Below are 24,463 nucleotides of genomic sequence, written 5' to 3' on the forward strand. Positions count from 1 at the left end.
TTATGGAGGAAAGAATGAATAGTTTATTCTTGGCAACTCAAAATCCATCGTTTTCGGATTTGGGTATTAATGTCATTCTAGGTGGATTCGGCCTTTTTATTCTTGGAATTAAATTTCTTGGAGAAGGATTAAAGGAAGCCGCAGGGCCTAAAATACGAGATTATATTGAAAAATACACGAGTAATACCGTGATGGCGATTTTAGTTGGTGTTGCAATTACTGCAATCATGCAATCAAGTACTGCCGCAACGGTTATCTCAATTAGTTTAGTACGCGCAGGGTTAATGCGTTTGGATCAAGCGATTGGTATTTCAATTGGAGCGAACGTAGAAACAACGGTAACCGCGTTAATGATTGGTTTAAATGTTGATGAATTGGGTTTTATTTTTATTTGTAGGTGCGATGATTATTGCATTTTCAAAACGCAAAAAATATAAAAATATCGGTCAGATTTTATTTGGCTTTGGAATTACTTTTGTTGGTTTAAAACTGATGAGTGATAAGTTAATCCTCATTCAATAGTATCCATTCTTTGAAGCATTTATGCTTAAAATGTCACAAAGTCCTTGGCTTGCTCTTTTTGCAGGTACCATAGCGACGGCAATTATTAATTCTTCTATGGCAGTCATCGCACTTGTTCAAAAGATTTATGCGAACGGCGGTATGTCGATGGTTGCGGCTTCTGCCTTTGTATTTGGTTCGAATATTGGAACGACACTTACGGCAGTGCTTGCATCCATTGGTGGGTCCGTGTCAACGCGACGCGCCGGATGGTTTCATGTAATTTTTAACTTTACAGGGGCAATTATTGTTATGATATTCATAGAGCTTTACGCTGCCTTTATGGTAAGTGTTAATGAATTAATTGGTGGCTCACTCGCTTTTGCGGTGGGACTGAACCATTTCTTTTTTAATCTAATTTTCGCGATTGTGATCATACCTTTTGTACCAGCGTTTATTCGTTTGATGGAATTTTTAATTCCTGGTGAAGATAAAATCAAAGAACGTGAAAAGATTAAACCTCTTGATTACGGTTTGATTGGAACCTTTCCAGAAGGGGCGCTTCAATTAGCACGTAAAACGACGGTGAAAATGGCAGATTTAGTTCTAGAATCAGTCGAAACGTCGAATCAGTTCTTGCATTCGCGAGATATGGAAGATTATGATGTTGTGATGCAACTTGAGGAAATGGTGAATGGTTTAGATACAGATCTTACTAAATATTTACTCGAAATTGCGAAGCAAACGGATGTTTCCGGACATATTACCGAAGAATACACCAAAAACTTAGAAATAATAAAGAATTATGAACGCATGAGTGACCTCTCGACAAATCTAGTGGAATTTTATAAAATGAGTTTTGAGAATCGTGAGTCGTTTTCAGAAGACGCGCTTCGTGATTTGGATACTATGTACCAACTGCTTATGGATATGTTGAAGCGTTCAACGAAAATATTTGAACGTGAGGATTTATCAGGATTTGAATCTCTATGTCGTGATGAAGAGTATATGGATCTTATTGAAGAGAAATACCGCGAGAAGCACTTTCAACGCATGGCAGAAGGAATCTGCGATGCAAAGGTTACGAGCTCAATCTATATTGATATTTTAGGTATTCTTGAACGTATTGGAGATCATGGCGTTAATATTGCACGGAATATGTTCTCGGCTGTGAAGTTGCATACTTCTGACGAACACTAAAAGGGGGATATTATGAAGAAAATTTATTTTGCAAGTCCATTGTTTACGCATATGGAGTTTCGTTATAATGCGGAAGTTGTTGCACAAATTCGATCGGTTTACCCAAATGTGGAGGTCTATCTTCCTCAGGAACAGATGGAAATTAACGATAAGAATAGTTATGCGAATTCCATGATGATTGCACAGGCAGACACGGATGCGCTTTTGAAATCAGATCTTATTGTTGCGGTATTGGATGGGCAAACCATTGATGCCGGTGTCGCATCAGAGGTGGGTGTTGCCTATCAAGCAAATATTCCGATGATCGGACTCTATACGGATAGTCGTCAACAAGGGGCTGACAACGCAGAAAAAATCAATGCTTTGCGTGAAGTTGCGGAATCACAATTTTCTTATGTGAATTTGTACACTGTGGGTCTTATCAAACTTAAGGGAACAGTCGTAACGGATGAACAAACACTTATTGAACTTATTGGTGAAATATTAGGTCAATAATTGACCTGTTTGACACCACCTTTGTTTTTGGGTATAGTATCAATAACAAGGCGGTGGGAACATGGACAGAATTTCTTTCTAAATCATTAATAATAAAATAGGAGGAAGTTTTGTCATGTTTAATTTTAGTCTTAATATTAAGACGGAAGCAGGGCGCGAGCTTATCGCGCCTTTTTCTATGTCTTTAAATCAAAATGATCGCGTCGCATTAATTGGTGAGGAAGGGAATGGAAAAAGTCTAACCCTTAAGGCACTCGTCCAAGATAATTCTTTAGATGAGCTTCATGTTTCAAGGACGCTAAACAGTCGTCATGTGGTATTTGGCTATCTGAGTCAAGAAATGCCTCGAACGTTGCTTGAACAAGATGCGCTTTCGTATATCATTAAAGAACAATGGAATCGATATGGTGATGTGTCTCGGAAAATGAAGGAAGTCTTACCTCATTTTGAAATGGAGGATTTAAATCGTCCCATGCACTCATATAGTGGTGGGGAGCGCGTGCGCTTGCAGTTATTACAGTTGATGGTGCATCCATGTGACTGTTATCTTCTGGATGAGCCCAGCAATGACTTAGATTTAGAAACGTTAATGTGGCTCGAAGGGTGGATGCTTGCGCAAACCAAACCCATTATCTTTGTATCGCATGAAGTCATGTTCTTGCAAACGTGTGCGAATCGTATTGTTCATCTTGAACAAACACATCGTAAAACACGCTCACATGTTACAGTCTATGAAGGTGATTATCAAGGATATTGTGATGCCTTTCTCAGTCAGATTCAAAAACATAATCATGATGTTAAGTTGCGTCAAAAAGAAAAACAAAAACAAGAAGCGCGATGGCATCAGTTATACCAAAAAGTAGAGCATCGTCAACGGACACAAACCCGTCAAGATCCAGCAAAAGGACGTCTTTTGAAGAAAAAAATGCATACGATAAAATCGATGGAGCGACGTTTTGAGCGGGAAGTCGTGCCGGAAAAACGCGATTTTGAAGGTGCGATCAAGCTATCGTTTGAGGAACAAGCGAGAATCCATCAAAAAAAGATCTTAGATTTTCATCTTGATGAATTGGTGCGAGAAGGACGTATTCTGGCTTGTGATCTCGATATTGTGGTGTATAGCCGTGATCGCATTGCCATTGTTGGGTCCAATGGTGTAGGGAAGACAACGTTTCTGCATGAAATAATAAAAGAAATTGATGCTGAAGATGTCGGTGTGATGCATCAGTCCTACGATCTTAACTTGGATTATGATTTGTCACCGATTGAAAACTGTGTTCTTGAAGGGTCCCGCGATGAACGTGGTCTGATCACAAATCATCTAGGGAGTTTGAAATTTACAGAGGATGAGATGAACACGCCGATGGAACGGCTATCGGGTGGTCAAAAAGCTAAGGTATCACTGCTGAAATTAGTTCTTAAGAATCCGAAAATAATCATTCTCGATGAGCCAACACGAAACTTGAGTCCACTCAGTGTTGGTGTGATCTATCACTTACTTAATAACTATCAAGGGGGGATTATTTCTGTAACGCATGATCGTGCACTGATTCAAGAAGTGATGGATGATGTTTATTCATTTGATGCATCTGGACTTAAGAAAATATCTTAATATTTCCCGGGTGAATTTTTTGTGAAGAAAATTGTTTTCGAATCAATTTGAGACTTTGCGTGAAAACGAGTAGAATAAAAGATAAGGATGGTGGAACTATGAAAGAACACGTAATTCGTTTAATGCCGGGTGATGATTTATTGCAAGGAATTGATGCTTACTGTAAGAAATTTCAAATTACATCAGGCTATATTGGAACCTGTGTTGGCAGTTTATCCAGTGTAGTGTTTCGAAAAGGACATAATAAAAAAGAGATACAACTCAAAGGGCCATATGAAATTGTTTCGTGTGTGGGAACCGTTTCTCAAGGAGGACACCATATTCACGCTTCCATCAGTGATTTGGAATTTAAAGTAATGGGTGGTCACGTAGCGCTGGGATGTACGGTAAAGTCAACGGCAGAGATTGTTATTATTGAGCTGGAACATCATCAATTAACACGAACTAAAGGTGAATTATCTGGATTTAAGGAGCTTGAAATCGAAGTTACCGGTAGTGTATGTAAAGAGCGTTAAAAAAAGAACGGAGGCCTCCGTTCTTTTTATGTATTTGAATTATTAACAGTTTGTTTAGATTTCGCAAGTTCTGCGTCGATGGCAATGGCGATACAAAGACATATTAATGCATTGCGATCGTCATTAATATCAAGTTCATAACTATCACCCCAACGCAGCCATTTTTTTGAAATCGTCATGATGGTATTATCGCGGGACGTAACTTTATAATGGTGATCAAGATAATCACCACTTAGTTTCCAATCAAGGTGTTTAAGTGAAAATTTCATTTTTAAAAATGTGAAGTTCTTTTTTAAGTTGATCTTGTGATCAGGGGTGATCAGGGTATATTCAGATAAAAATCGAAATGGTCTTTGTTTTACGGTTGCAACTGATTTTTGTGTTGCATCTTGAATTGTAAATTTTCGACCGATGGTTAAGGCTGGGCCTTTGACTGTGTATACGGTAGTTCCGTTTTCGTCCTTGACCTCAAAGCGATCACGAATTGAGAAGACGTGTTGTTTTATATATAATTTCATATTTTTTCTCCTTAGGTCTTGATTTGAAAGTCAATGAGATGTACAATTTAATCACGCCGGCTTAGCTCAATAGGTAGAGCAACTGAATCGTAATCAGTAGGTTGGGGGTTCAAGTCCTCTAGCCGGCACCATAACATTTACACCAGATGGTGTTTTTTTTACAGTCTCAGTTTATCACAATCAATTCATGTCGTCGATGGATGTGTTTTGAAATATATAGAAAAAACATTTCATATAAGTATTTGAGTGTAAGGGGTTTATGTCCTTTATTTAAAGGAAATCTATGAAATATTATTTCAATACATTGGGCTACCATTTTGAAAATGAATTTGATATAATGACACTGTACATAAAGGAGAATATCATGGAAGGTTTAGAATTACTTAGTTTTCAAATGATTTCATTTAACGGGTCGGCTCGTTCATGTTTTGTGGAAGCAATTCAGGCAGCGAAAGAGGGCGACTTCGAACGTGCAGAACAGCTTATGGCTGAAGGTGAAGAACAATTTGTTGAGGGACATCGTGTTCATGCACAATTAATTCAACAAGAAGCTCAAAATGGTGCTACTCAAGTCAATTTATTGTTGATTCACGCAGAAGACCAAATGATGAGCGCAGAAGTATTAAAAATTATGGCTACAGAGCTTATTGACATTCACAAGAAAATTCAATAAGAGCTGTGGCTCTTTTTTTATTATTTAGCACATGGTACAATGCAATTAGTTAGATAGAAACATAAAATGAGGAGATCATCATGTTAAAAGAAAATAAAATATGGATTGCACAGGGCGAAACCCCAGTGTATATTTTACCGCAGATGTTAAATCGTCATGGACTTATTACTGGTGCTACGGGTACCGGAAAGACGGTTACATTGAAAGTTTTAACGGAAGCATTAAGTGATTTAGGTGTTCCTACGTTTTTAGCGGATATTAAAGGTCATGTGTCCGGTCTTGCTTCCGCAGGGATTGAAAATCCAAATGTTTCCAGCCGTGTTGAAAAATTTGGCGTGGACGGTTTTGAGTACAAAGGGTTCCCGGTAACGTTTTGGGATATTTACGGTAAGGGTGGTATTCCAGTTCGTACTACTATTTCAGAAATGGGCCCCATTATGCTCTCAAAACTTATGGATCTTAATGAAACACAGGCAAGTTTACTCTCGTTAGTTTTCAAAATTGCGGATGCTCAGGGACTGTTACTGCTTGATATTAAAGATCTCAAATCCATGTTAGATTATGTTTATCAAAACAATAAAGAGCTCACTGCCGAATATGGATTGATGTCTACACAAACCATTGGTGCGGTTGTTCGCAAGGTTGTGTTTTTAGAGGAACAAGGTGCAGACATCTTTTTTGGTGAACCAGCTTTAGATATTCAAGATTGGATTTGTACAGATTCGAATGGACGAGGTATGGTTAATATTCTTCATAGTGTGGAATTGTTCCGCCACCCAACACTGTATGCGACGTTTTTACTTTGGATGTTATCGGAACTCTTTGAAACCTTACCTGAAGTGGGTGATGTCGAAAAACCGAAGATGGTTTTCTTCTTTGACGAAGCCCATCTACTCTTCAAAGATGTACCTAAAGCATTGGTGGACCGTATTGAACTTGTTGTTAAGTTGATTCGATCAAAAGGTGTGGGCGTTTATTTTATTTCTCAAAGCCCATCGGATATCCCCGACCGTGTTTTAAGTCAATTGGGAAATCGTATCCAACATGCCCTTCGTGCCTATACCCCTGGCGAACAAAAACAAGTACGAGCAGCAGCTCAAAGTTTTAGAGCGAATCCAAATTTTAATACTGAAACTGCAATAATGGAGTTGGGTACAGGTGAAGCTATTATCTCAACACTCGATGAGAAGGGGACGCCACAAATTGCGGAACGTGCTTTTGTCTTGCCTCCACAAAGTCTTATGGCTGAAATTGATGCAAGCTTACGTACATCGATGATTCAAAGCAGTAGTTTTTATCAAAAATATATAGAATCTATTGATCGCTTTTCGGCCTATGAATCGTTAGCTGAAAAAATGACACAAGCAGGAATTGAAGAGGAACAAGATAAAATGAATTTAGAACTTGAAAAAGAACGTCTCGCTCTTGAAAAAGAAAAGCAAAAATTAGAAAAAGAAAAAGAAAAATTACAAAATCGTAAGAAGACAACAACACGTCATCGTCAAACACCGATTGAAAAAGGCATGAACCGAACGATGAGTACCATTGGGAATGAACTCGGTAAAGCGATTACAAGAAATATTATGGGAATTCTTACTGGAAAGAAATGATTGGAAATGTTAACGCTTTCTTATAGACGCTATTTGCCTTTGTTGTTATAATAGTTTCATATCGAGGAGGATATTATGAGAAAAATTATTTTATTATGTTCAGCAGGTATGTCAACAAGTATCCTTGTTACAAAGATGCAAGAAGCCGCTGCTGCACAAGGATATGATGTAGAAATATCAGCTCACGCTGTAAGTGAAGCCGCACGCGTTGGTGCTGATGCAGACATCATCCTATTAGGACCCCAAGTTCGATTCAATTTAAGTACAGTTCAAAAACAATTACCAGAAAAACCAATTGAAGTTATCGATATGCGTGCATACGGTACGATGAACGGTGAAGCCGTGATTGCGGAAGTTAAAAAAGTACTTGGTGATGCTTAAATCTAAAAAATGTTAGTGAAAAATAACATTTTTTATTTTATAATAGAAAGTAATTACGATGGAGGTTGTTATGAAAATAAATATCGTGTATTATTCAGCTTCAGGAAATACGCAAATGATTGCGGATTCAATTTATGAAGCGGTTGAAGATTTGGGAATTGATGGGAGTAATGATTTTGTGACAGACGTGACAGCGGATGCTGTTATTGATGCAGATATCCTATTTCTAGGATCCCCAGCAATGAATGATGAGAATGTTGAGGAGTATGAGTTTAGACCGTTCTTTGATGATTTGCTTCCCATGCTGTCAGGGAAACGTGTGGTGTTGTTTGGCTCTTATGATTGGGGCGAAGGTGTTTGGATCGAAAATTGGGAACGTGAGATTGTTGATGCGGGTGGAATTGTGGAACGAAAATTTGCATATCAATGGGAACCGACCGAAGCACAATTAAAAGAAGCATATGAGGAAACGAAAACACTTCTCACAATGTAAATTGTTTCAATGAATGTATAATTTACATATTCTTTGTCAAAAGTGTTGACATTTTTCATTGTGTCGGTATAATTAGTTTATAGATAGTTCATCTATCTAAAAAAACTTGTCCTTTAGACCATCGCTCATAGATAATCTATTTCCTCAAAATTATATAAATTAAGTATTCCTCCAATAATACTGACGATGGATCTTAAAAAACACACATCACTCGGAACTGACCTAGTTCCTTGGGACTAAAGAAAAAACCAAGTTAGGATGAAGTTAACCGATAATTTACGGGAGATTGATATCCTAGCTTTTCTTGTATTCTATTTTCATTGTAATATTTTAAATAGTTTATCACAGTTTGTGATACAATTTCAGTAGAACCCTTTAGTTCTGGGTTTAATTCGAATGTTTCACACTTTAGCGAGGCATGAAACGATTCGATAGGAGCATTATCAGCGGGTACCCTTACGGGACATACTCATGGTAATGCTTTTATTTTTTACTTTGAGTTGATACTCTTTTGATGTATAGACACTCCCTTGATCAGAATGAAGAATACATGGCTGAACGATATCCGGAAGTTGATTTAATGTATCAACCACACATTCTAGGTTTTGTCTGTCACTCAATGTAGACGCAATAATCTCACCATTATATAAATCCATGATCGTAGATAAATAGAGCATCTTATGGCCATAAGGGATGTAAGTGATATCTGTCACCAATTTCTAGAGGACGTAGTGATTTAAAGTCGCGATTAATGATATTGGGCATAATGATCTTCGGATTTTTGTTTTTTCGATACCGTTTGACCTTAACACGGCATTGACATTGGTGTTTCTGCATTATCTTTTGAACAGTGTTCTTATTGATAATTCTTTCTTTTCGAATTAATGCAGTTATTTTTCGATATCCATAACGAAATTTATTTTCTTTACAAAGTTCAATTACTAATCCTTCATTGACAGAATAATTATTAGACTCTAGTTGCTCTTTTTTAGTCCAACGGTAATACGTTGACTTAGGTACCCCAAAAAGATTCAAGATATCTTTAAGAGATACAGTGTTGCGATACTCTTCAACGAGCTTGATGATTATTTCAGGAACCACATCCTTTCTCTTTCCAAATACTTTTTTAATAGTTCAATTTGTTGCTCCAAAGATTTAATTCTAAGTCTTTGTGTTTCTTCGACCGTGTCTCCTTCAGGCCCTTTTCCAAAAGTATATTGCTTGCCTACAGGTTGAGAAAATCGATAGTGTTCACCATTTCGATACCATCTTCACCATGTTTTGACTTGTGTTACATTTTTTATTCCAAGTTCAGTCTGAATAAACCTGCTTGAGTAGCCTGCCAATTTCATTTCTATAACTTTCATCTTTGTCTCATAGCTATGTATAGTTCGTGTTCCCATATAAAAACCTCCTATATTGAACTATTTTACAATAATTCTCATACAAGAGGTTTTTTTCTTTAGTCCCACGGAACTAGGTCAGTTCCCTCCCAGATGTGTGTTTTTTTGTAATTCATCACAACTATTAACATTAAAACGACCGATTCGCTTAAACCATTCTTTTTAAATCATAAAAGTCATAAGCACATCAAATTATGACTTTTTTAAAAAACACAAATACGTTATAATAAGTTCAAGTGAGGTAAGTCTATGAAAGTAATGTATCCAGGATCTTTTGATCCAATCACAACAGGTCACATTGATTTAATCGAACGTTGTGCAAATATGTTTGATCATGTAGTTGTGGCAATTATGGTTAATGAAAAGAAATCAGGAACGTTTACAATGTCAGAACGTTTAGAAATGGCTTGTGACTGTTTATCTCATCTGTCCAATGTTGAGGTTGTTATTGGCGAAGGTCTCACCATTGATTTTGCGGAAAAGCAATCATGCCCAATTCTTGTCAGAGGGATTCGCGCAGTTATGGATTATGAAAATGAATTGCAGTTAGCGACTTCCAATCGTGTTCTAAATGAATCCATTGAGACGCTTTTTTTGGTCGCATCACCCAAGTATTCATACATTTCTTCCAGTGTAGCGCGTGAGATTGCTCGTTACGGAGGTGACCTTACTGGATTTGTTCCTCAAAGTGTTGCAGTGCGACTGTATCAAAATATGATGTTGTGGTTTAGGTCTATAACGCGGCTTTAGCTCAGTGGATAGAGCAAGTGCCTCCTAAGCGCTGTGTCACAAGTTCGATTCTTGTAAGTCGCACCAAATATTTTTACTCTTGAAGTTGTATCAAGAGTTTTTTTTATTGATATTGGCTCGTTTCGTGAGCACATTAGTTTTATAGAAATCTATGATATAATAACAAGTGCACATATAAAAAATAAAAACAAAAGTCAAAGGTCTCATTCTATGAGTATAAGAGAGGAATACATTTTATGAAAAAGAACGCAATAGTTTTAATATTGCTGATGGTAGTTAATAAATTCTTTGGAATTTTTAGAGAATTGTTACTGGCCAAGTATTTTGGTGCGACGGCGATTACTGATGCATACATCATCGCATCGTCCATTCCTAATTCATTATTTAGTTTTATTGCAACAGGGATTACGACGTCATTTATCCCGATTTTTAGTAAGATTCATAAGCGTGAGGGAAGTGACAAAGCTGAAGGATTTACAAGTAATATCATTAATATCTTACTTGTAGTTTTCGTGGGTGTTATTCTTTTAGCGGAAATCTTTACTGAGCCGCTTGTACGTCTATTTGCTTCTGGATTTAACGCAGAAACGATGGCTTTGGCAGTTTCCTTTACAAGAATTACATTACTTGCTGTGTTTTTCCAAACCATTCTCGCTGTATTACAAGGCTACTTACAAATTAAGGAACGCTTTGCAGCTCATGGTATAAGCTATGTAATTATGAATATCGTAATTGTTATAAGTATTATTTTATCAAAAGGAAATTCTATATACCTTCTAGCCTATGGGGTAACCTTTGCGATTGCCAGCCAATCACTCTTTATCTATTTGATTGCGAAACGCTCGGGTTATAAACATCAATTCAAATTAAAAGTTCGCGATGAACACATTAAAATTATGCTTGTTATGGCAGTTCCTGTAATTATTGGTTCGTCGATTGATCAAGTTAACGCTAGTTTTGATAAGACAATTGCTTCAGGGGTTATTGAAGGTGGGATTTCAATTGTAAATTATTCAAATAAAATTAGTGATTCAATTATCGGTCTCTTTGTGAGTTCGATCATTACAGTTTTATTTCCGGCTATGGCGAAGTTTGCTGCCAATGGTGATCATGATGGACTTAAAAAATCAATTTCCAATACGCTGATAGCGGTCAATATGATTGTTGTTCCAGCAACATTGGGGATGATGGTGTTATCACAACCTCTGGTTCAGTTGTTCTTTGGTCGTGGGGCTTTTACACCGGAAGCGGTTGTTTTAACGTCGAATGTGTTAATTGCCTCGTGTTTGGGTCTTATTGTTAATGCGAATGCAATGATTTTACTCCGTGTCTTTTACTCATTAGGGGATACCCGTCGTCCGGTGGTATACGGAGCAATTTCTGTTGGCGCAAACATCGTCGCGAGCTTATTCTTTGTTCAGTTTATGGGATTACCGGGTCTGACCCTTGGTACAAGTATCTCAAAACTGTTTTATTTTATCCTAATCTATTATTTCTTGTATAAAATGATCGGAGATTTCAACAATCAATATATTTTTAAAACCGTTCTTAAACTGATCGTGTCAGGATCAATCATGGCGGCTGCGGTCTTCTTTGCCTATCCATTTATCAGTGCGAAATTGAGTTTGGTAACGGGTCTTGTTCTTGTAGTTTTACTGAAAATCGTTGTCTACTTTGTTGCGGTTAAATTAATGCGAATCGAAGAATTTGATCAAGCACTCGATAGTGTGAAAGCAAAATTTATCAGTAAACTAAAACATTAAAGTTCTCATTTGAGAACTTTTTTACTTGTAAGGGATAAAAAGCCATGTTATATTATAAATAACTAGAAAGGTAGCAGATTGCTATCCGGTGAGACTTATGGGAAATGCGCCTCGACTTAAAACATAATAACTAAAAAGGAGGCGTTTTTTCAATGTTTAACATAAGTCTTGATGTTAAGACAGATCAAGGACGTGATCTTATCACGTCTTTTTCTATGTCCGTAAATAAAGGGGATCGTGTGGGCGTGATCGGAGAAGAGGGAAATGGTAAAAGTGTATTTCTTAAATCACTTGTCAATCGTCCCGAAATTCAAAAACTCAGAATCCACCGTTCCTTGCATCCAGAATCCATCGTTTTTGGATATCTAGGTCAGGAGTTGGAACCGCAGGAGCGTGCTCTAACGCTCTTGGAATTTGTGTTAGGGAGTGCTTGGGATCGTTTTGGGGAGTTTGTCCCCTTGTTTTTAACGATGGTACCAACATTGGATGAAAATGACTATAATCGCACCATGGACTCATTAAGTGGTGGTGAATGTGTTCGTATTCAATTACCAAAGCTTCAGATGCAAGATGTTGACTGTTATGTTTTGGATGAGCCCACCAATAATTTAGATATAGAAGGCTTAATCTGGTTTGAACACTGGATGGAAATGCAAACCAAACCCGTTATCTTTGTATCACACGATCTTAATACGTTAAAACACAGTGCAAATCGCATTCTACACTTTGAACAATTACATCGTAAATCAATTTCAAAATTAACACTGTTTGAAGGATCCTATGATGCATATATTGAAAATCGTGAACGAGCCAGAGCGCACCATAATCAACAAGTTCGTTTTCAGAAACGATTTGAAGCGAAACAAGAGGCAACATGGCAAAAGCAGTATCAAAAAGTGGGTCATCAACTTCGAAATGTGAACCGGGCAGACCCTGGTCTTCAAAAGAAAATGAAAAATTTAAAAGCACAAAAGAAGCGACGATCTAAACAAGTGACCTTGGAACACCAAGATCAAGAAGAAGCAATTAGAATGGAATTCGGCAAACAAAAACCAGTCTATTCGAATGTTGTTTTATCCATTGATATTCCATTTTTAGAGACCGATTGGGGTGTCCGAGGCCGAAACTATTACTACCGTTTACATGCAGGTGAAAAAGTTGCGCTTGTAGGTCTAAATGGTAGTGGTAAAACGACTCTTTTTCATCGTATGATTCAGGGTCTTGAAGGGAATGTAGGTGTGATGCATCAGGATCATCATCAAAATCTTGATGTGAGAAAAAATGCAATTGAAAATTGTATGCGGCTTGGGGAAGCGGAAATGGAAGTTCGAATTGAACTTGGCAGACTTAACTTTACTTCTGATGAGATGGAACTTCCGATTATCCATTTATCCGGTGGACAAAAGGCAAAATTATCGCTGTTAAAGATATTACGGACAAAACCGGATGTGTTGTTATTGGATGAACCGACGCGTAATTTAAGTCCATTTTCATTAAAGGTGATCTATGAGATGTTAGCGGATTATCACGGTGCGATTTGGTGTATTACGCATGACCTCCAACTTATCCAACATGTATTTAAAGATGTTTTAGAAATGACACCCAATGGTTTTACGAAACGTTAAGAAATGCTTGACAGCAAGGATATTCGTGCTATTATTGCATTAATAACAAACTTTATGATTGAGAGGAGTAGCTTTCAAGAAGTAAGTTCAGAGAGTCTGTGGTTGGTGTGAACAGATCTTACCTCGAAGGTGAATGGGCTCATGAAAGGCGGAATGAACACTTCGGTAAGTAGTTTACGACGGTTGCCCCCGTTAAATGGGCAGGAATATGATAGTATTCCTATTGAGCTACGTAGATTACGTAGAGTTTCAGGTGGTACCGCGAAGACTTCGCCCTGTATGGGTGAAGTTTTTTTTGTTCTTAGGGAGGTGATGACCGTGGTATGAAGTGATTGGTGTTTGTTGAATCATTTTGATAAAGGAGCGAAACATATGAAAATCAAAAATTTAACCCTTTCGACCTTGTTTTTAACACTGGGTCTTGTATTACATATCACGGTCCCGGGTACCGTAGGTTTTATGAAACCCGATTTTATGCTTGCGATGTTTTTCTTTGCGCTTTTTGGACTGCAATCGTTTCGAGAGGTTATCGTTGTAAGCATAGTTTGTGGCTTTTTGACTGCCATGACAACGGCAATGCCTGGTGGGGAAGTTGCTAATGTCATCGATAAACTCATTACCGGTCCACTTGTCTTCTATGGATACCAATTCTTAGTTAGAAAATTGGATTTAAAGGTTTCGTCGTGTTTGATTACGTGTCTTGGAACTTGTATATCCGGCTTGATTTTTTTAAGCATCGTTCAAGTGCTGGGTGGGATTTCCCTCCCGCTACAATTTTTCCTATTGGGTATCATTCTTCCGGCGATGGTTGTAAATAGCATCCTTGTTTTGCTAATTTCAAAGGTGATGGAACGCATTCAACCGAAAAAAGAGCCTAATCTTCATTATTAAATATGAGATGGTTTCGTATCAAAAAATAATGTTTTGGATCAGATTATTTTCTGTGTTTTTAAAGATAAGTTTGATTAAGAAGACTAGAGTGGGTATACGTCCATGGAACACGATTGTATCAGTGTGTGTTTTGAGATTAAAAAGTCTTATACGTTGATAATGCGCTTTGATTATTTGTATAAATCCGATAATTTCACACTAGCATTCCCATAGTTTTTCGTTATAATAGGAACGAGGGATAAAATATATGAAACTGATCGATTTAACACAAACATTTAATGAAGCAACTGGGGTCTTCCCAGGCGATACGAAAACAAAATTTGACTTGGATGCATGTTTTGAAGATGACGGCTACACAAACTATTCGGTGACGGCATCCTTGCACACAGGAACTAATGTGGAAGTTCCCATGCACCTATCAAGTGATGAGCGATTTATCAGTAATTTCCCCATTGACCGGTTTATTGGTCGTGGCGTTATGATTGATGTTCGCAATCAAAAAGAAATTGGTTATAAACCGGATTACGAGCTCTTGGTGAATCAAGGGGATGTCGTCGTGTTTTATACTGGATTTGATGAGCGCCGTGGTGAGAAAGCGTATTTCGAAGATCATCCAGTCTTTACTGAGGAACTTGCAATGTTTCTTGTGGAAAAACAAATTAAGATGGTAGGGATGGATATTCCATCACCTGATTTGGAACCTTATTATGTCCATAATATTCTTATGGATGCGGATATTATGATCTTAGAAAATCTCAACAACTTAGATTCATTACGCTATCATAAAGATTTTATTATTTCGGCAGTGCCGCTCAAAATCGAATCAGAAGCAAGTCCTGTTCGTGCTTATGCTGTTTTAAAATAATGAGGCGTAACGTAACGTATGTGTGTATTGTGATGCTTTTTGGACTTACAGGCTGTCAAACACATCAAAACTCCGTCTGCGAAAAAGACTATGTTGTCGATGGAAGTCTAATCCATGAAACGTATCGTGATACAATCTCGGATAATTATACAATTGAGCGTCTCCATACTTTTCAAATCAGTGATTTAAAGGAAAATATCGATGACTGGTTTTTAACGCAATTACCCCAAAAGGAAATCGTGATGTTCAAGGAAATTTTGAATCAAGAATCGTTGCGGTTTACCATGTTAAGTACAGACCAAGATTTTAATCAAGGAACGTTTTTAATTTCTCATCGTTATGTTTTTGATATGATGAGTTCGGATGAATTGCATCTTGTTTCCACAACATTTAATCAGTCCGTTCTAACTTTTGAAGCGTTAAAGACTTATCGCACACAACAAAATTTTAAATGCACGTATTAACGTGCATTTTTTATTGCTTCGATAAATGCGTTGTGGTATTGTATCGGTATAACGATACAGAGGTGGAACTATGAAATTAGAGATTAATAATCTTTCAAAATCGTTTGATCAACAAGTAGTTTTGAAGGACATTAATTTAACGCTTGAAAAGGGAAAGATTTATGCGTTATTGGGGCGCAATGGAGCAGGGAAAACAACATTTTTTAACTGTATTAGTCAAGAAATTCCCTATGACCAAGGGACGGTTTGTTTTGAGGATGGATCACCCTTAACCCAACAAGATGTCGGGTTTGTTTATACAAATCCGATGTTGCCTGAGTTTTTGACAGGACTTGAATTTCTGACATTTTTTATTGATATTCATAAGGATCAAGGATTTAAACGTGAAGATGTTCATTCTTATTTTGATACAATACAATTCAATCAAGATGACCGTTATAAACTTATCAAAGACTATTCACATGGAATGCGTAATAAGCTGCAGATGCTCTGCATTATGATGTTGAAGCCAAAAGTTCTCTTTCTTGATGAACCATTAACTTCATTTGATGTGGTTGCATCCATTGAAATGAAACGTCAACTCGTAGCGTTTAAAGAAGACTGTATTATGGTTTTATCAACCCATATGATGCAGATCGCTGAGGATATTTGTGATGAGGTGATTATCTTACATCACGGTGAAGCATCCATCTTAGATTTTGGGCGATTGCATGATCCTTCGTTTGAGGAAGATATCATTCATATCTTAAGTGATAATCATCAATCATAATGTTTTAAAGGATATTACAAGGGTAAATCGAACGAATCAATTTATTTACTACCTTCGTTCGATAAAACCACTACGTAAAGTCATCTATACCAATATTTATGAAAAAACGGATCAAAAAAAGAAACTGGGGCGCGTTGTATCGGTTTTTCATTTTATACGAATCGTCGTGAATCAATTTGTTTATCTATTTATTGTTTTTGGTCTGATTGCGAAAATATTTCCATCCGTTCCGATTGCGTTTATTTGGTTGCTCTTGGTGTTGCTTGGGTGCTGTATCAACACCATATCGACGGATGACTCTAAAGAGAAGTGGACCTTAATACGTTCCTTCAAAGTGGATTATCAATCTTACTACATGTTTCGTATGCGAAATGACTTCATTGAACGGATGCTTTACGCAATCGTGATGATGTCTACCGTTTTAATGTATAACCAAAGTTTTTGGATTGCATTGATGATGGGACTGTTTGTGATGGCGTCCAAAATTATCGCGGAAGGCATTGATTTAACCTATTTCGATCGATACCACGAGAAGATTAAAGGAAGTTATAAAATAGGATTTATGCTGGTGCTTACTTTGAGTGTAGGTGGTCTATATTTATTGAACCTCTTATCGGATCATTTGTTCTTGATTGTGACATGCATCACTGTCGTCGGTGCAATTGGATTTATAATTCGCAATCCATTTAATGCATCGGATATACATGAAGCATATGGACTCACGATGCTTCAACGTACACGTCCCGATGAAAGCCTTGCAGAGATAAATCTTAAAACAACACAGGAAACGTTACGCATTGATGATGATTACAATCTTGAACGATCGAATCGTGTTTTGAATCATCAAGAAGGATACAGTCTTTTGAATCGACTTTTTCTTGAACGTCACCGGCGCCTATGGTTTAAACCCTTGCGTTTCCGATTTGTAATTATTTTGGTGGCAATGCTCCTAAGTATCGTGGTGTTATGGGGAATGCGAATTCTTTTCCCTAATGAATTTATTGATGTCTCGAAAACACTTTCTACGGAGATTTTTAAATCGATAGGACCTTATATTTTTGTCGTCTATTTGCTGAATATTGGCGAATCGATGACCCGTGCTTATTATCTAAACTGTGATTCGAAATTATTGAATTACGCTTTCTATCGTCGTCCTGAAATTATTTGGAAACAATTTCTTGGGCGGCTTGGAACGCTTGTAACATTGAATTTGATTCCACTTTTACCAATCATCTTGGGTGTGGTTTTTATGGTTTCAGTTGAATTCATTGTACCAGTACGTGGTGAAGTCATGATGTTTATACTTACCCTAATACTTTTAAGCATCTTCTTCAGTGTTCATAATCTACTGATGTATTATACGTTGCAACCTTACAATGAATCGATGCAAGAGAAGGGAATACTCTACAACCTCATGAAGATTCTTGTGGTGATGGTTGCTTATAATGGTAATCGTCTAAGTTCAGTACCGAATCTAAATATATGGCTGTCTATTATTACAACCGTCTATTTTGTATTGGGTGTGTTTTGTGTACGAATGTTTTCAGGGAAAACCTTCAAAATCAGGAAATAGTTTTATTCGGACAAATTTCGATAAACGAGTAAGAGACTTGAACCCCGAGGATATCTTCTCTATAATTAAGAAAATGCAGGGGAGCTGGATTGATGAAAAGAAGAAAAGGGTATTTAATGGTCATGACCGGTGTGTTTTTTATCGCCGCGGTGTCTCATTTGATTTTCCCAAGTTATATGATTGAAAATTCAATTTGGGGTTTTGATTTTGGATGGCAGCGTGAATTGGGAGCAATGTATCTCGCGATAACCTTTGTGAACTGCTATGCACTCTATACACACAATGATGATCAACAACATATTTTGGTCATGCTGGCGATGACGATGTGTATTGGAGTGGGGTTTAATAATTTAGGTGCATGGCTTTCATCGCCTTTAGACCATAATTCTGTTCATATCGTAGGTGTGATTAATTTTTTAATAATTGGTGGATTTGCTGGGGTTTATCAAGGCTATCGAATTATGGCAAATGCAGTGGAACAACGACAATAAAACGACAATAAAACGACAATAAAACGACAATAAAACGACAATAAAACGAGGCTTAGATGTCCTCGTTTTATTATGTCAATTCTTGACTAAAACATAAAAAAACCAACCGAAGTTGGTTTGAAGATATATTTGGTGCACCAGATAAGATTTGAACTTACACGACTTGCGTCACACGCCCCTCAAGCGTGCGCGTCTACCGATTCCGCCACTGGTGCATTGCACTTAATTGCTTTTTTATTATAGCATTGGAATAAACAATGTGCAAGATTAAAAGTGGCTAATTTAATGATTTACGTAAAATATCGTGTATAATATTTATGGTTAAGAAGGAAGGTTATAATGAAAATTCATAAAAAGACGTCAATGACAGAGGGCGTCATTTGGAAAGAAATGCTCTTGTTTTCAATTCCGCTTTTGATTGGGAATCTATTCCAACAACTTTATAATACCGTGGACTCCTTTGTGGTTGGAAACTATGTGGGTGAAGAAGCGCTTGCGGCAGTTGGTGCAAGTACGCCTCTAAGTAACGTTATTATTGGTTTGTTTATGGGGATTTCGACTGGTGCGGGTATTCTTATTTCTCGATATTTTGGGGCGAAGAAAGATGAAGAATTGCATGATTCGATTCATACCTTTATGGCGTTTTCGTTGATTGTAAGTGTTTTTCTTACATTTTTCGGTTACGTAATGTCCCCAATATTTCTGGGGTGGCTCAAGACACCCGCAAATATTATGGAACCTGCAACACTTTACTTAAGAGTTTATTTTTGGGGTGTAACCGGTCTTGTTATTTATAACTCAGGAGCAGCTATTTTACGTGCAATCGGGGATTCACGCAATCCCTTAATTTATCTATGCATCTCAAGTCTTATAAATGTTTCATTAGACTTATTGTTTGTTATTGTTTTTGATATGGGAATTTTAGGTGTTGCGGTTGCAACACTGATTGCTCAGCTTACATCTGCAATTTTAGTCTGGATGCATTTACTACGCGTTGATGATATTTATCAACTCAAGATGACAGATATTCGTATTCATCGAGATAAACTGTATGAAATTATTCGATTGGGAATTCCTACTGGAATTCAACAGACTGTAGTTTCATTTTCCAATGTCTTGGTACAATCGTATATCAATGCCTTTGGTTCTGCAGCCGTTGCCGGATTTAGTGCGGCGGATAAATTTAATGCGTTTTTATCCATGCCAACTCAAAGTTTTTCGTTAACAATAACGACTTTTACCGGTCAAAACCTTGGAGCTGGACGTAAAGAACGTATTATGGAGGGGGTTCGTACTGCTCTAGTTTTAGCGGTCGGGATCGTTATTATTATCGGGATTCCAACGTTTATCTATGCAGATCAACTCATTGGTTTCTTTTCACCTGAACCGATGGTTATTGTATATGGTGCACGGATGTTACGGATTATGGTGCCATTCTATTTTGCACTCAGCACAACAAGTATTTTGAGTGGTGCATTACGTGGTGCAGGCCTCACAATGGTTCCGATGATTATCATGATTTCGTGTTTCACCATCCTAAGACAAATATTCTTATTTATCATGATGCGAATCAATCATTCCATTGATTGGGTATATTGGAGTTATTCTGTTACCTGGATCAGTTCAATGATTCTTACGCTTCTTTATTCAAAAGCTTCAAAATGGCTTGAAAAAGCATAGTCCTCCAACGAGGACTTTTTTATGTTACAATAAAATAAAAAGGGTGGACAATATGAAAAAATTAAACATTATCGTTGATGTTCAAAATGACTTTGTATCGGGGACACTTGGTTTTGAAGGTGCAAACCAAGTGGTTATGAATATAATCCAAAAATTAGAAAATGAGCAAGATTGTGATGTTGTGTTCACACGTGATACGCATGGTTCAAACTATCTTGAGACGCAAGAAGGACGTCGATTACCAATTGAACATTGTATTTTGGGGTCTCATGGATGGGCGTTGGATGCGCGGTTAGAGCCATTTATTAAGCCGGATTCAATTATTTTTAATAAACCGACGTTTGCATCGTTGGAGTTGGGGAATTATTTAGATCAAAAAAATTATGATGAAATTGAAGTGATGGGTCTTGTTTCAAATATCTGTGTTATTAGCACGTGTGTGATGGTTAAGGCTGAGTGTCCCGAATCCCGCATTCTTGTAGATGCATCATGTACAGACAGTTACGATCCTCTTTTAAATCAAAAGACCTTTGATGTCCTTGAAGGTTTACATGTGGATGTGATTCGATGAGTCGGGCGAGTATTAAGCGCGGACTTTTAGCTGTATTAGCTTTGGTTCTTTTAATTGTAGGTGGCGTTGCTGTTTACTTTATTGTGGATCCATCTCCTGCAGCATATCTTATTCGAAAAGTGTTTGAAGGCGGGTTAGCGGTAAAACCACATGGTTATGAATTGATTGAATCTGAAGTTGATGCTTACACCGATTTAACGTATTAATCCACTGCTGGAAGAAATACCTTTGATTTGTTTGGACCGAAAAATGCCCAGAAGTTGCCGACGATTATTTGGGTTCACGGTGGTGCATTTGTGGGTGGTGATAAGCACGATAATTATGAGTATGCGGTTCAATTAGCGCATCAAGGCTATCGTGTTATTAATCTTAATTATGACCTCGCTCCAGAGGCGGTTTATCCGTCCCCAGTTCACCAAGTTGGTGAAGCCATAACATATCTTCAAACCCATGCGGATCTCTTTGGTTTAGATATCAATAATATTATTCTCGCGGGCGACTCTGCGGGGGCACACATTATCTCGCAATTCATGATGGTTCAGGTGGATCCGGCGTATGAACAAAAATTGAATCAAAATGTAACTTTAAATCCAAGTTCTGTCAAAGGGATGGCATTGTTTTGTGGTCCCTATGATTTAAATGGTCTTTTAAATATGCAGTCTTCATCCGGTATTTTAGATTTCTTTGTGAGCCGTTTAGCGTGGGCTTATATGGGTGAAAAGGCATGGATGGATACCGATTATGTTGAGTCATTGTCCATTCTTAATCATGTAACGAGCGATTTTCCACCGACATTTATTACTGACGGAAATCAAATGAGTTTCATGGAAGATGGCTTAAAAATGCAGGCAAAATTGGAATCGCTCGATGTTCCAGTCACTTCTGTCTTTGATGAAGGTGTGGCAGATGTTTTAGGTCATGAGTATCAATTTAAAATGGATAATCCGTATTCGGTTCATACATTTGAAGAATTTGTTGGATTTCTAAATAATTATACAAAGAAGGTGTGAAGGCTTACATCTTTTTTGATGGGGTTTTATATATGCAATGAATATGCGATAATGTTATAATAAACACATGAAATGAGAAAGTTATGAAGAAACGTTTAGGATTATTAAGTGTCGTAATTATCGTGATCGATTTGCTATCTAAGACATGGATCGACAAAACAATTCCATTATGGGAATCGTTACACGTTATACCCGGATTTTTCTCACTTCGGTATGTACGTAATACAGGAGCAGCATGGAGCTTGTTGGATGGTCAAAAATGGCTGTTTATCGTTCTTGCATCAGCAGTATGCATTGTGCTCGCCTATTATTATGTAAAAGAAGATAAACCTGTCATTTTGACAGCGATTGCCTTAATATTTGCAGGTACTTTTGGGAATTTGTTCGACCGCGCAGTTTATGGCTATGTACGTGATATGTTTGCGTTCAATATCTTTGGATATCAGTTTCCTGTATTTAACGTAGCAGATATGAGTTTGGTTGTAGGGGTTTGCATTCTAGCAATCGTACTCTATCTCGATGAAAGAGGTCAAAAATATGAATAAATTAATTGTAGAAGAAATGTTTGATGGAATGCGTATTGATCAGTATATGGCACTTGCTGTAACAGATTATTCACGCAGTGTTTTACAAACATGGATTAAAGATGGAAAAATAACAGTGAATGGGAATGCGGTTAAACCGAACCTTCGCTTAAAAGAAGATGATATTGTTGAGTATGAAATTACGGAAGAACAAATTTCGATTGTTCCCGTCGCGATGGATTTGGATATCGTCTATGAAGATGACGCAATCCTTGTTGTGAATAAACCAAAAGGGTTAATTGTGCACCCATCACCATCAACCTTAAATCAACCTACGTTGGTTCATGGCTTGTTAGCACACACAACGCAGTTAAGTAATCTTAATGGCGAACTTCGCCCAGGTATTGTTCACAGAATTGATAAAGATACAACGGGTTTGTTAGTTGTAGCAAAAACAAATGAAGCGCATGAAATTTTAGTTGAAGACTTAAAACAACGACTTATTTCAAGAGAATATGTTGCAATTGTTCATCATCAATTTAAACATCAAAGTGCAACGGTTGATGCGCCAATTGGTCGTGACCCCAAAAACCGTCAACGCATGGCTGTCACAGATCAAAACAGTAAGCATGCAGTAACGCATTTTTATTTGACAGAACGGTTTAACGATTATAGCGTCTTGCGTTGTAAGTTAGATACAGGGCGTACGCATCAAATTCGTGTTCATGCTCAGTATATTAAACATCCAATTGTAGGTGACCAAACGTATAGTTATAAAAATACATGGGATACAAACGGTCAATGTTTGCACGCTCAAAAATTATCGTTAACGCATCCCATTACAAAAGAGGTTATGACGTTTGAAGCTGAATTACCTCAAACAATGAAAGATGTAATCGAGGACATCAGGAGGTTAGATTAATGTATACAAAGTCTCAATATGATGCATGGGTAATTGAAGTCGCAAACTATTTTATGAAGCATTTTCAATATCAAATGGTTTCAATGACTCAAGACAGTTCACAGGTATGGCTTGTGAATCAAAATGTTGAGGACAATTCGATAATCATGGTTACTTCGACATCCCTTTCAAATATTGATCGTGCAATGATTTCAAAACACCGTGAAAGCCTTGCACTCGTGTTTAAGACGAAGGCAGAGGGTCTTAATATCAGTGTGAATCAAGAAGACAAAGTTGGGGATGATTTGAATGTGGTTGTTGGACCGAATTATATTTCATCGTCGCAAATCTTAGATTCTTATGGTGAATTGAAGGGGTTACTAAAAGTAAGCCAAAATCCGGATCGTTCTTTGTCAAAAGCGGTTCTTAGTCTGAAAAAAACAATCGGAAAAATGCAAAAACAAGCACGTCATCGCTCATTTCCTGTAACCAATGTTATCTCAATTATTTGTGTTGTGGTGTTCTTAATTGCACAATACTTAATCTTAGTGCCTGGGTTAAACATCAATACGGTTGCGGTTATGTTGGGGGCATTTTATAAACCATTTATTGTTCATGCTCATGAGTGGTTCCGTTTTTTAACTGCAGGATTTCTTCATATTTCGTTCCTTCACCTGATTATGAATCTGATGTCTCTCAGAAATTTAGGTGTGGTGATGGAAACGGTGATGGAAGGTAAAAAGTACTTATTTACCTTGATTGCTGGAATTTTGATGGGGAATGCATTTGTTTTTATTCTCGATGAGGGTGTTATTGGACTTGGTATCAGTGGTGGTTTATTTGCCTTGCTGGGTGCAATGTGCGTTTATTTGGTTGAAACAAAAGCAATGCGTAATCCAAAGGTTATGTCTCAAGTTTTCCAAGTGTTATTTATTAACTTAATTATTAGTACTTTACCTGGTGTGAGTGCAACGGCTCACTTAGGTGGTTTAATTGCTGGAGTGTTGTGTGGACTTATTTTTTCAAAACGAAAAGATTGGGACTATTTACGTAAAGGAACCATGGTATTATCGTCAGTATTTGTCGTTGGCATTGGAATCGTAATGACTCAGCATGCTGGAACCTTATCCAGTCCAAGATTGGATATGTCTGTGATTAATAGTTGGTATAAACTTGGATTTTAAA

The 24,463-nt window shown here is 37.4% G+C and carries 23 protein-coding genes, 3 tRNA genes, 3 pseudogenes and 1 other annotated feature; of the genes and pseudogenes, 26 read left to right on the forward strand and 3 right to left on the reverse strand.

Annotated features, from left to right (window positions below; translation table 11 throughout):
• The first annotated feature begins 14 nt into the window (after nt 1-14).
• The 4 genes and pseudogenes from EEI45_RS04480 (at nt 15) to EEI45_RS04495 (ending at nt 4,323) form a co-directional block, all read left to right on the forward strand.
• A pseudogene (locus EEI45_RS04480) lies at nt 15-1,701 on the forward strand (Na/Pi cotransporter family protein).
• 12 nt (nt 1,702-1,713) lie between these two features.
• Entirely contained in the window at nt 1,714-2,196 is a 483-nt protein-coding gene (locus EEI45_RS04485) for a nucleoside 2-deoxyribosyltransferase (protein ID WP_125164292.1), read from the forward strand.
• Between the two features lie 115 nt (nt 2,197-2,311).
• The gene (locus tag EEI45_RS04490) at nt 2,312-3,808 is read left to right on the forward strand and encodes an ATP-binding cassette domain-containing protein (RefSeq protein WP_125164293.1); all 1,497 of its coding nucleotides are present in this window, start codon (nt 2,312-2,314) and stop codon (nt 3,806-3,808) included.
• 98 nt (nt 3,809-3,906) lie between these two features.
• Nucleotides 3,907-4,323, forward strand: a complete 417-nt coding sequence (locus tag EEI45_RS04495) for a PPC domain-containing DNA-binding protein (RefSeq protein WP_125164294.1) — start codon at nt 3,907-3,909, stop codon at nt 4,321-4,323.
• Nucleotides 4,324-4,349: 26 nt separating this feature from the next.
• On the opposite strand, the pseudogene EEI45_RS04500 reads toward EEI45_RS04495, so the two are convergent.
• Nucleotides 4,350-4,856, reverse strand: a pseudogene (locus EEI45_RS04500) (LURP-one-related/scramblase family protein); the annotation flags it as partial.
• Between the two features lie 40 nt (nt 4,857-4,896).
• Here EEI45_RS04500 and EEI45_RS04505 point away from each other — a divergent pair.
• The 5 genes from EEI45_RS04505 to EEI45_RS04525 all read left to right on the forward strand — a co-directional run bounded on the left by EEI45_RS04505 (nt 4,897) and on the right by EEI45_RS04525 (nt 7,998).
• Nucleotides 4,897-4,972 (forward strand) — tRNA-Thr (locus EEI45_RS04505).
• Nucleotides 4,973-5,205: 233 nt separating this feature from the next.
• Nucleotides 5,206-5,514: a PTS lactose/cellobiose transporter subunit IIA gene (locus EEI45_RS04510; RefSeq protein ID WP_013853133.1), complete on the forward strand. Its 309-nt coding sequence runs from the start codon at nt 5,206-5,208 to the stop codon at nt 5,512-5,514.
• A gap of 80 nt (nt 5,515-5,594) precedes the next feature.
• Nucleotides 5,595-7,124: a helicase HerA-like domain-containing protein gene (locus tag EEI45_RS04515; RefSeq protein ID WP_125164296.1), complete on the forward strand. Its 1,530-nt coding sequence runs from the start codon at nt 5,595-5,597 to the stop codon at nt 7,122-7,124.
• A 75-nt stretch (nt 7,125-7,199) separates the two neighbouring features.
• Nucleotides 7,200-7,505 (forward strand): PTS sugar transporter subunit IIB, encoded by a 306-nt coding sequence (locus tag EEI45_RS04520; protein WP_003775282.1) that lies wholly within the window; start codon nt 7,200-7,202, stop codon nt 7,503-7,505.
• 70 nt (nt 7,506-7,575) lie between these two features.
• Nucleotides 7,576-7,998, forward strand: a complete 423-nt coding sequence (locus tag EEI45_RS04525; RefSeq protein WP_125164297.1) for a flavodoxin domain-containing protein — start codon at nt 7,576-7,578, stop codon at nt 7,996-7,998.
• A 253-nt stretch (nt 7,999-8,251) separates the two neighbouring features.
• Here the strand turns inward: EEI45_RS04525 and EEI45_RS04530 are convergent.
• Nucleotides 8,252-9,401, reverse strand: a pseudogene (locus EEI45_RS04530) (IS3-like element ISErh1 family transposase).
• Between the two features lie 249 nt (nt 9,402-9,650).
• Here EEI45_RS04530 and coaD point away from each other — a divergent pair.
• From coaD to EEI45_RS04580, 10 genes are all read left to right on the forward strand, one after another.
• On the forward strand, nt 9,651-10,151 hold the full coding sequence (gene coaD, locus EEI45_RS04535; RefSeq protein ID WP_125164298.1) for a pantetheine-phosphate adenylyltransferase: 501 nt from the start codon (nt 9,651-9,653) through the stop codon (nt 10,149-10,151).
• Nucleotides 10,142-10,217 (forward strand) — tRNA-Arg (locus tag EEI45_RS04540). The genes coaD and EEI45_RS04540 overlap by 10 nt, the downstream gene beginning before the upstream one ends.
• A gap of 170 nt (nt 10,218-10,387) precedes the next feature.
• On the forward strand, nt 10,388-11,914 hold the full coding sequence (gene murJ, locus EEI45_RS04545; RefSeq protein WP_125164299.1) for a murein biosynthesis integral membrane protein MurJ: 1,527 nt from the start codon (nt 10,388-10,390) through the stop codon (nt 11,912-11,914).
• 152 nt (nt 11,915-12,066) lie between these two features.
• Nucleotides 12,067-13,539 carry an ATP-binding cassette domain-containing protein gene (locus tag EEI45_RS04550; protein WP_125164300.1) on the forward strand — a complete coding sequence of 491 codons (1,473 nt, stop codon included), beginning with the start codon at nt 12,067-12,069 and terminating at the stop codon, nt 13,537-13,539.
• Nucleotides 13,540-13,584: 45 nt separating this feature from the next.
• Nucleotides 13,585-13,820, forward strand: a binding site (T-box leader).
• A gap of 91 nt (nt 13,821-13,911) precedes the next feature.
• On the forward strand, nt 13,912-14,430 hold the full coding sequence (locus tag EEI45_RS04555) for a tryptophan transporter (RefSeq protein ID WP_125164301.1): 519 nt from the start codon (nt 13,912-13,914) through the stop codon (nt 14,428-14,430).
• Between the two features lie 247 nt (nt 14,431-14,677).
• Nucleotides 14,678-15,295: a cyclase family protein gene (locus EEI45_RS04560; RefSeq protein ID WP_125164302.1), complete on the forward strand. Its 618-nt coding sequence runs from the start codon at nt 14,678-14,680 to the stop codon at nt 15,293-15,295.
• Nucleotides 15,295-15,759, forward strand: a complete 465-nt coding sequence (locus tag EEI45_RS04565) for a hypothetical protein (RefSeq protein ID WP_125164303.1) — start codon at nt 15,295-15,297, stop codon at nt 15,757-15,759. The genes EEI45_RS04560 and EEI45_RS04565 overlap by 1 nt, the downstream gene beginning before the upstream one ends.
• A gap of 70 nt (nt 15,760-15,829) precedes the next feature.
• Nucleotides 15,830-16,528 carry an ABC transporter ATP-binding protein gene (locus EEI45_RS04570; RefSeq protein ID WP_125164304.1) on the forward strand — a complete coding sequence of 233 codons (699 nt, stop codon included), beginning with the start codon at nt 15,830-15,832 and terminating at the stop codon, nt 16,526-16,528.
• The gene (locus EEI45_RS04575; protein WP_228410206.1) at nt 16,509-18,101 is read left to right on the forward strand and encodes a hypothetical protein; all 1,593 of its coding nucleotides are present in this window, start codon (nt 16,509-16,511) and stop codon (nt 18,099-18,101) included. The genes EEI45_RS04570 and EEI45_RS04575 overlap by 20 nt, the downstream gene beginning before the upstream one ends.
• Nucleotides 18,102-18,193: 92 nt before the next feature.
• Nucleotides 18,194-18,592, forward strand: coding sequence for a hypothetical protein (locus EEI45_RS04580; RefSeq protein ID WP_125164305.1), 399 nt, complete (start codon nt 18,194-18,196; stop codon nt 18,590-18,592).
• A gap of 130 nt (nt 18,593-18,722) precedes the next feature.
• Here the strand turns inward: EEI45_RS04580 and EEI45_RS04585 are convergent.
• Nucleotides 18,723-18,807, reverse strand: a tRNA-Leu gene (locus tag EEI45_RS04585).
• 124 nt (nt 18,808-18,931) lie between these two features.
• On the opposite strand from EEI45_RS04585, the gene EEI45_RS04590 reads away from it, so the two are divergent.
• The 7 genes from EEI45_RS04590 (at nt 18,932) to EEI45_RS04615 (ending at nt 24,462) form a co-directional block, all read left to right on the forward strand.
• Nucleotides 18,932-20,272 (forward strand): MATE family efflux transporter, encoded by a 1,341-nt coding sequence (locus EEI45_RS04590; protein ID WP_125164306.1) that lies wholly within the window; start codon nt 18,932-18,934, stop codon nt 20,270-20,272.
• A gap of 52 nt (nt 20,273-20,324) precedes the next feature.
• On the forward strand, nt 20,325-20,843 hold the full coding sequence (locus tag EEI45_RS04595) for a cysteine hydrolase family protein (protein ID WP_125164307.1): 519 nt from the start codon (nt 20,325-20,327) through the stop codon (nt 20,841-20,843).
• Nucleotides 20,840-21,049, forward strand: a complete 210-nt coding sequence (locus EEI45_RS09230; RefSeq protein ID WP_228410207.1) for a hypothetical protein — start codon at nt 20,840-20,842, stop codon at nt 21,047-21,049. The genes EEI45_RS04595 and EEI45_RS09230 overlap by 4 nt, the downstream gene beginning before the upstream one ends.
• Before the next feature lie 27 nt (nt 21,050-21,076).
• Nucleotides 21,077-21,853 carry an alpha/beta hydrolase gene (locus tag EEI45_RS04600; protein WP_407644007.1) on the forward strand — a complete coding sequence of 259 codons (777 nt, stop codon included), beginning with the start codon at nt 21,077-21,079 and terminating at the stop codon, nt 21,851-21,853.
• Between the two features lie 83 nt (nt 21,854-21,936).
• Nucleotides 21,937-22,398 carry a signal peptidase II gene (gene lspA, locus EEI45_RS04605; protein WP_125164308.1) on the forward strand — a complete coding sequence of 154 codons (462 nt, stop codon included), beginning with the start codon at nt 21,937-21,939 and terminating at the stop codon, nt 22,396-22,398.
• On the forward strand, nt 22,391-23,299 hold the full coding sequence (locus tag EEI45_RS04610) for an RluA family pseudouridine synthase (protein ID WP_125164309.1): 909 nt from the start codon (nt 22,391-22,393) through the stop codon (nt 23,297-23,299). Before lspA ends, EEI45_RS04610 begins: the two co-directional genes overlap by 8 nt.
• The gene (locus EEI45_RS04615) at nt 23,299-24,462 is read left to right on the forward strand and encodes a rhomboid family intramembrane serine protease (protein ID WP_125164310.1); all 1,164 of its coding nucleotides are present in this window, start codon (nt 23,299-23,301) and stop codon (nt 24,460-24,462) included. The genes EEI45_RS04610 and EEI45_RS04615 overlap by 1 nt, the downstream gene beginning before the upstream one ends.
• Nucleotide 24,463: the final 1 nt, after the last annotated feature.

The organism is Erysipelothrix piscisicarius (assembly GCF_003931795.1).
Taxonomy (GTDB): domain Bacteria; phylum Bacillota_I; class Bacilli_A; order Erysipelotrichales; family Erysipelotrichaceae; genus Erysipelothrix; species Erysipelothrix piscisicarius.

Coding starts and splice junctions, on each gene's coding strand:
- EEI45_RS04510 (WP_013853133.1), top strand. CDS start 5,206: ATGGAAGGTTTAGAATTACTTAGTTTTCAAATGATTTCATTTAACGGG.
- EEI45_RS04525 (WP_125164297.1), top strand. CDS start 7,576: ATGAAAATAAATATCGTGTATTATTCAGCTTCAGGAAATACGCAAATG.
- murJ (WP_125164299.1), top strand. CDS start 10,388: ATGAAAAAGAACGCAATAGTTTTAATATTGCTGATGGTAGTTAATAAA.
- EEI45_RS04490 (WP_125164293.1), top strand. CDS start 2,312: ATGTTTAATTTTAGTCTTAATATTAAGACGGAAGCAGGGCGCGAGCTT.
- EEI45_RS04580 (WP_125164305.1), top strand. CDS start 18,194: ATGAAAAGAAGAAAAGGGTATTTAATGGTCATGACCGGTGTGTTTTTT.
- EEI45_RS04560 (WP_125164302.1), top strand. CDS start 14,678: ATGAAACTGATCGATTTAACACAAACATTTAATGAAGCAACTGGGGTC.
- EEI45_RS04495 (WP_125164294.1), top strand. CDS start 3,907: ATGAAAGAACACGTAATTCGTTTAATGCCGGGTGATGATTTATTGCAA.
- EEI45_RS09230 (WP_228410207.1), top strand. CDS start 20,840: ATGAGTCGGGCGAGTATTAAGCGCGGACTTTTAGCTGTATTAGCTTTG.
- EEI45_RS04590 (WP_125164306.1), top strand. CDS start 18,932: ATGAAAATTCATAAAAAGACGTCAATGACAGAGGGCGTCATTTGGAAA.
- lspA (WP_125164308.1), top strand. CDS start 21,937: ATGAAGAAACGTTTAGGATTATTAAGTGTCGTAATTATCGTGATCGAT.
- EEI45_RS04485 (WP_125164292.1), top strand. CDS start 1,714: ATGAAGAAAATTTATTTTGCAAGTCCATTGTTTACGCATATGGAGTTT.
- EEI45_RS04520 (WP_003775282.1), top strand. CDS start 7,200: ATGAGAAAAATTATTTTATTATGTTCAGCAGGTATGTCAACAAGTATC.
- EEI45_RS04565 (WP_125164303.1), top strand. CDS start 15,295: ATGAGGCGTAACGTAACGTATGTGTGTATTGTGATGCTTTTTGGACTT.
- EEI45_RS04570 (WP_125164304.1), top strand. CDS start 15,830: ATGAAATTAGAGATTAATAATCTTTCAAAATCGTTTGATCAACAAGTA.
- EEI45_RS04550 (WP_125164300.1), top strand. CDS start 12,067: ATGTTTAACATAAGTCTTGATGTTAAGACAGATCAAGGACGTGATCTT.
- EEI45_RS04555 (WP_125164301.1), top strand. CDS start 13,912: ATGAAAATCAAAAATTTAACCCTTTCGACCTTGTTTTTAACACTGGGT.
- EEI45_RS04615 (WP_125164310.1), top strand. CDS start 23,299: ATGTATACAAAGTCTCAATATGATGCATGGGTAATTGAAGTCGCAAAC.
- EEI45_RS04595 (WP_125164307.1), top strand. CDS start 20,325: ATGAAAAAATTAAACATTATCGTTGATGTTCAAAATGACTTTGTATCG.
- EEI45_RS04515 (WP_125164296.1), top strand. CDS start 5,595: ATGTTAAAAGAAAATAAAATATGGATTGCACAGGGCGAAACCCCAGTG.
- EEI45_RS04610 (WP_125164309.1), top strand. CDS start 22,391: ATGAATAAATTAATTGTAGAAGAAATGTTTGATGGAATGCGTATTGAT.
- coaD (WP_125164298.1), top strand. CDS start 9,651: ATGAAAGTAATGTATCCAGGATCTTTTGATCCAATCACAACAGGTCAC.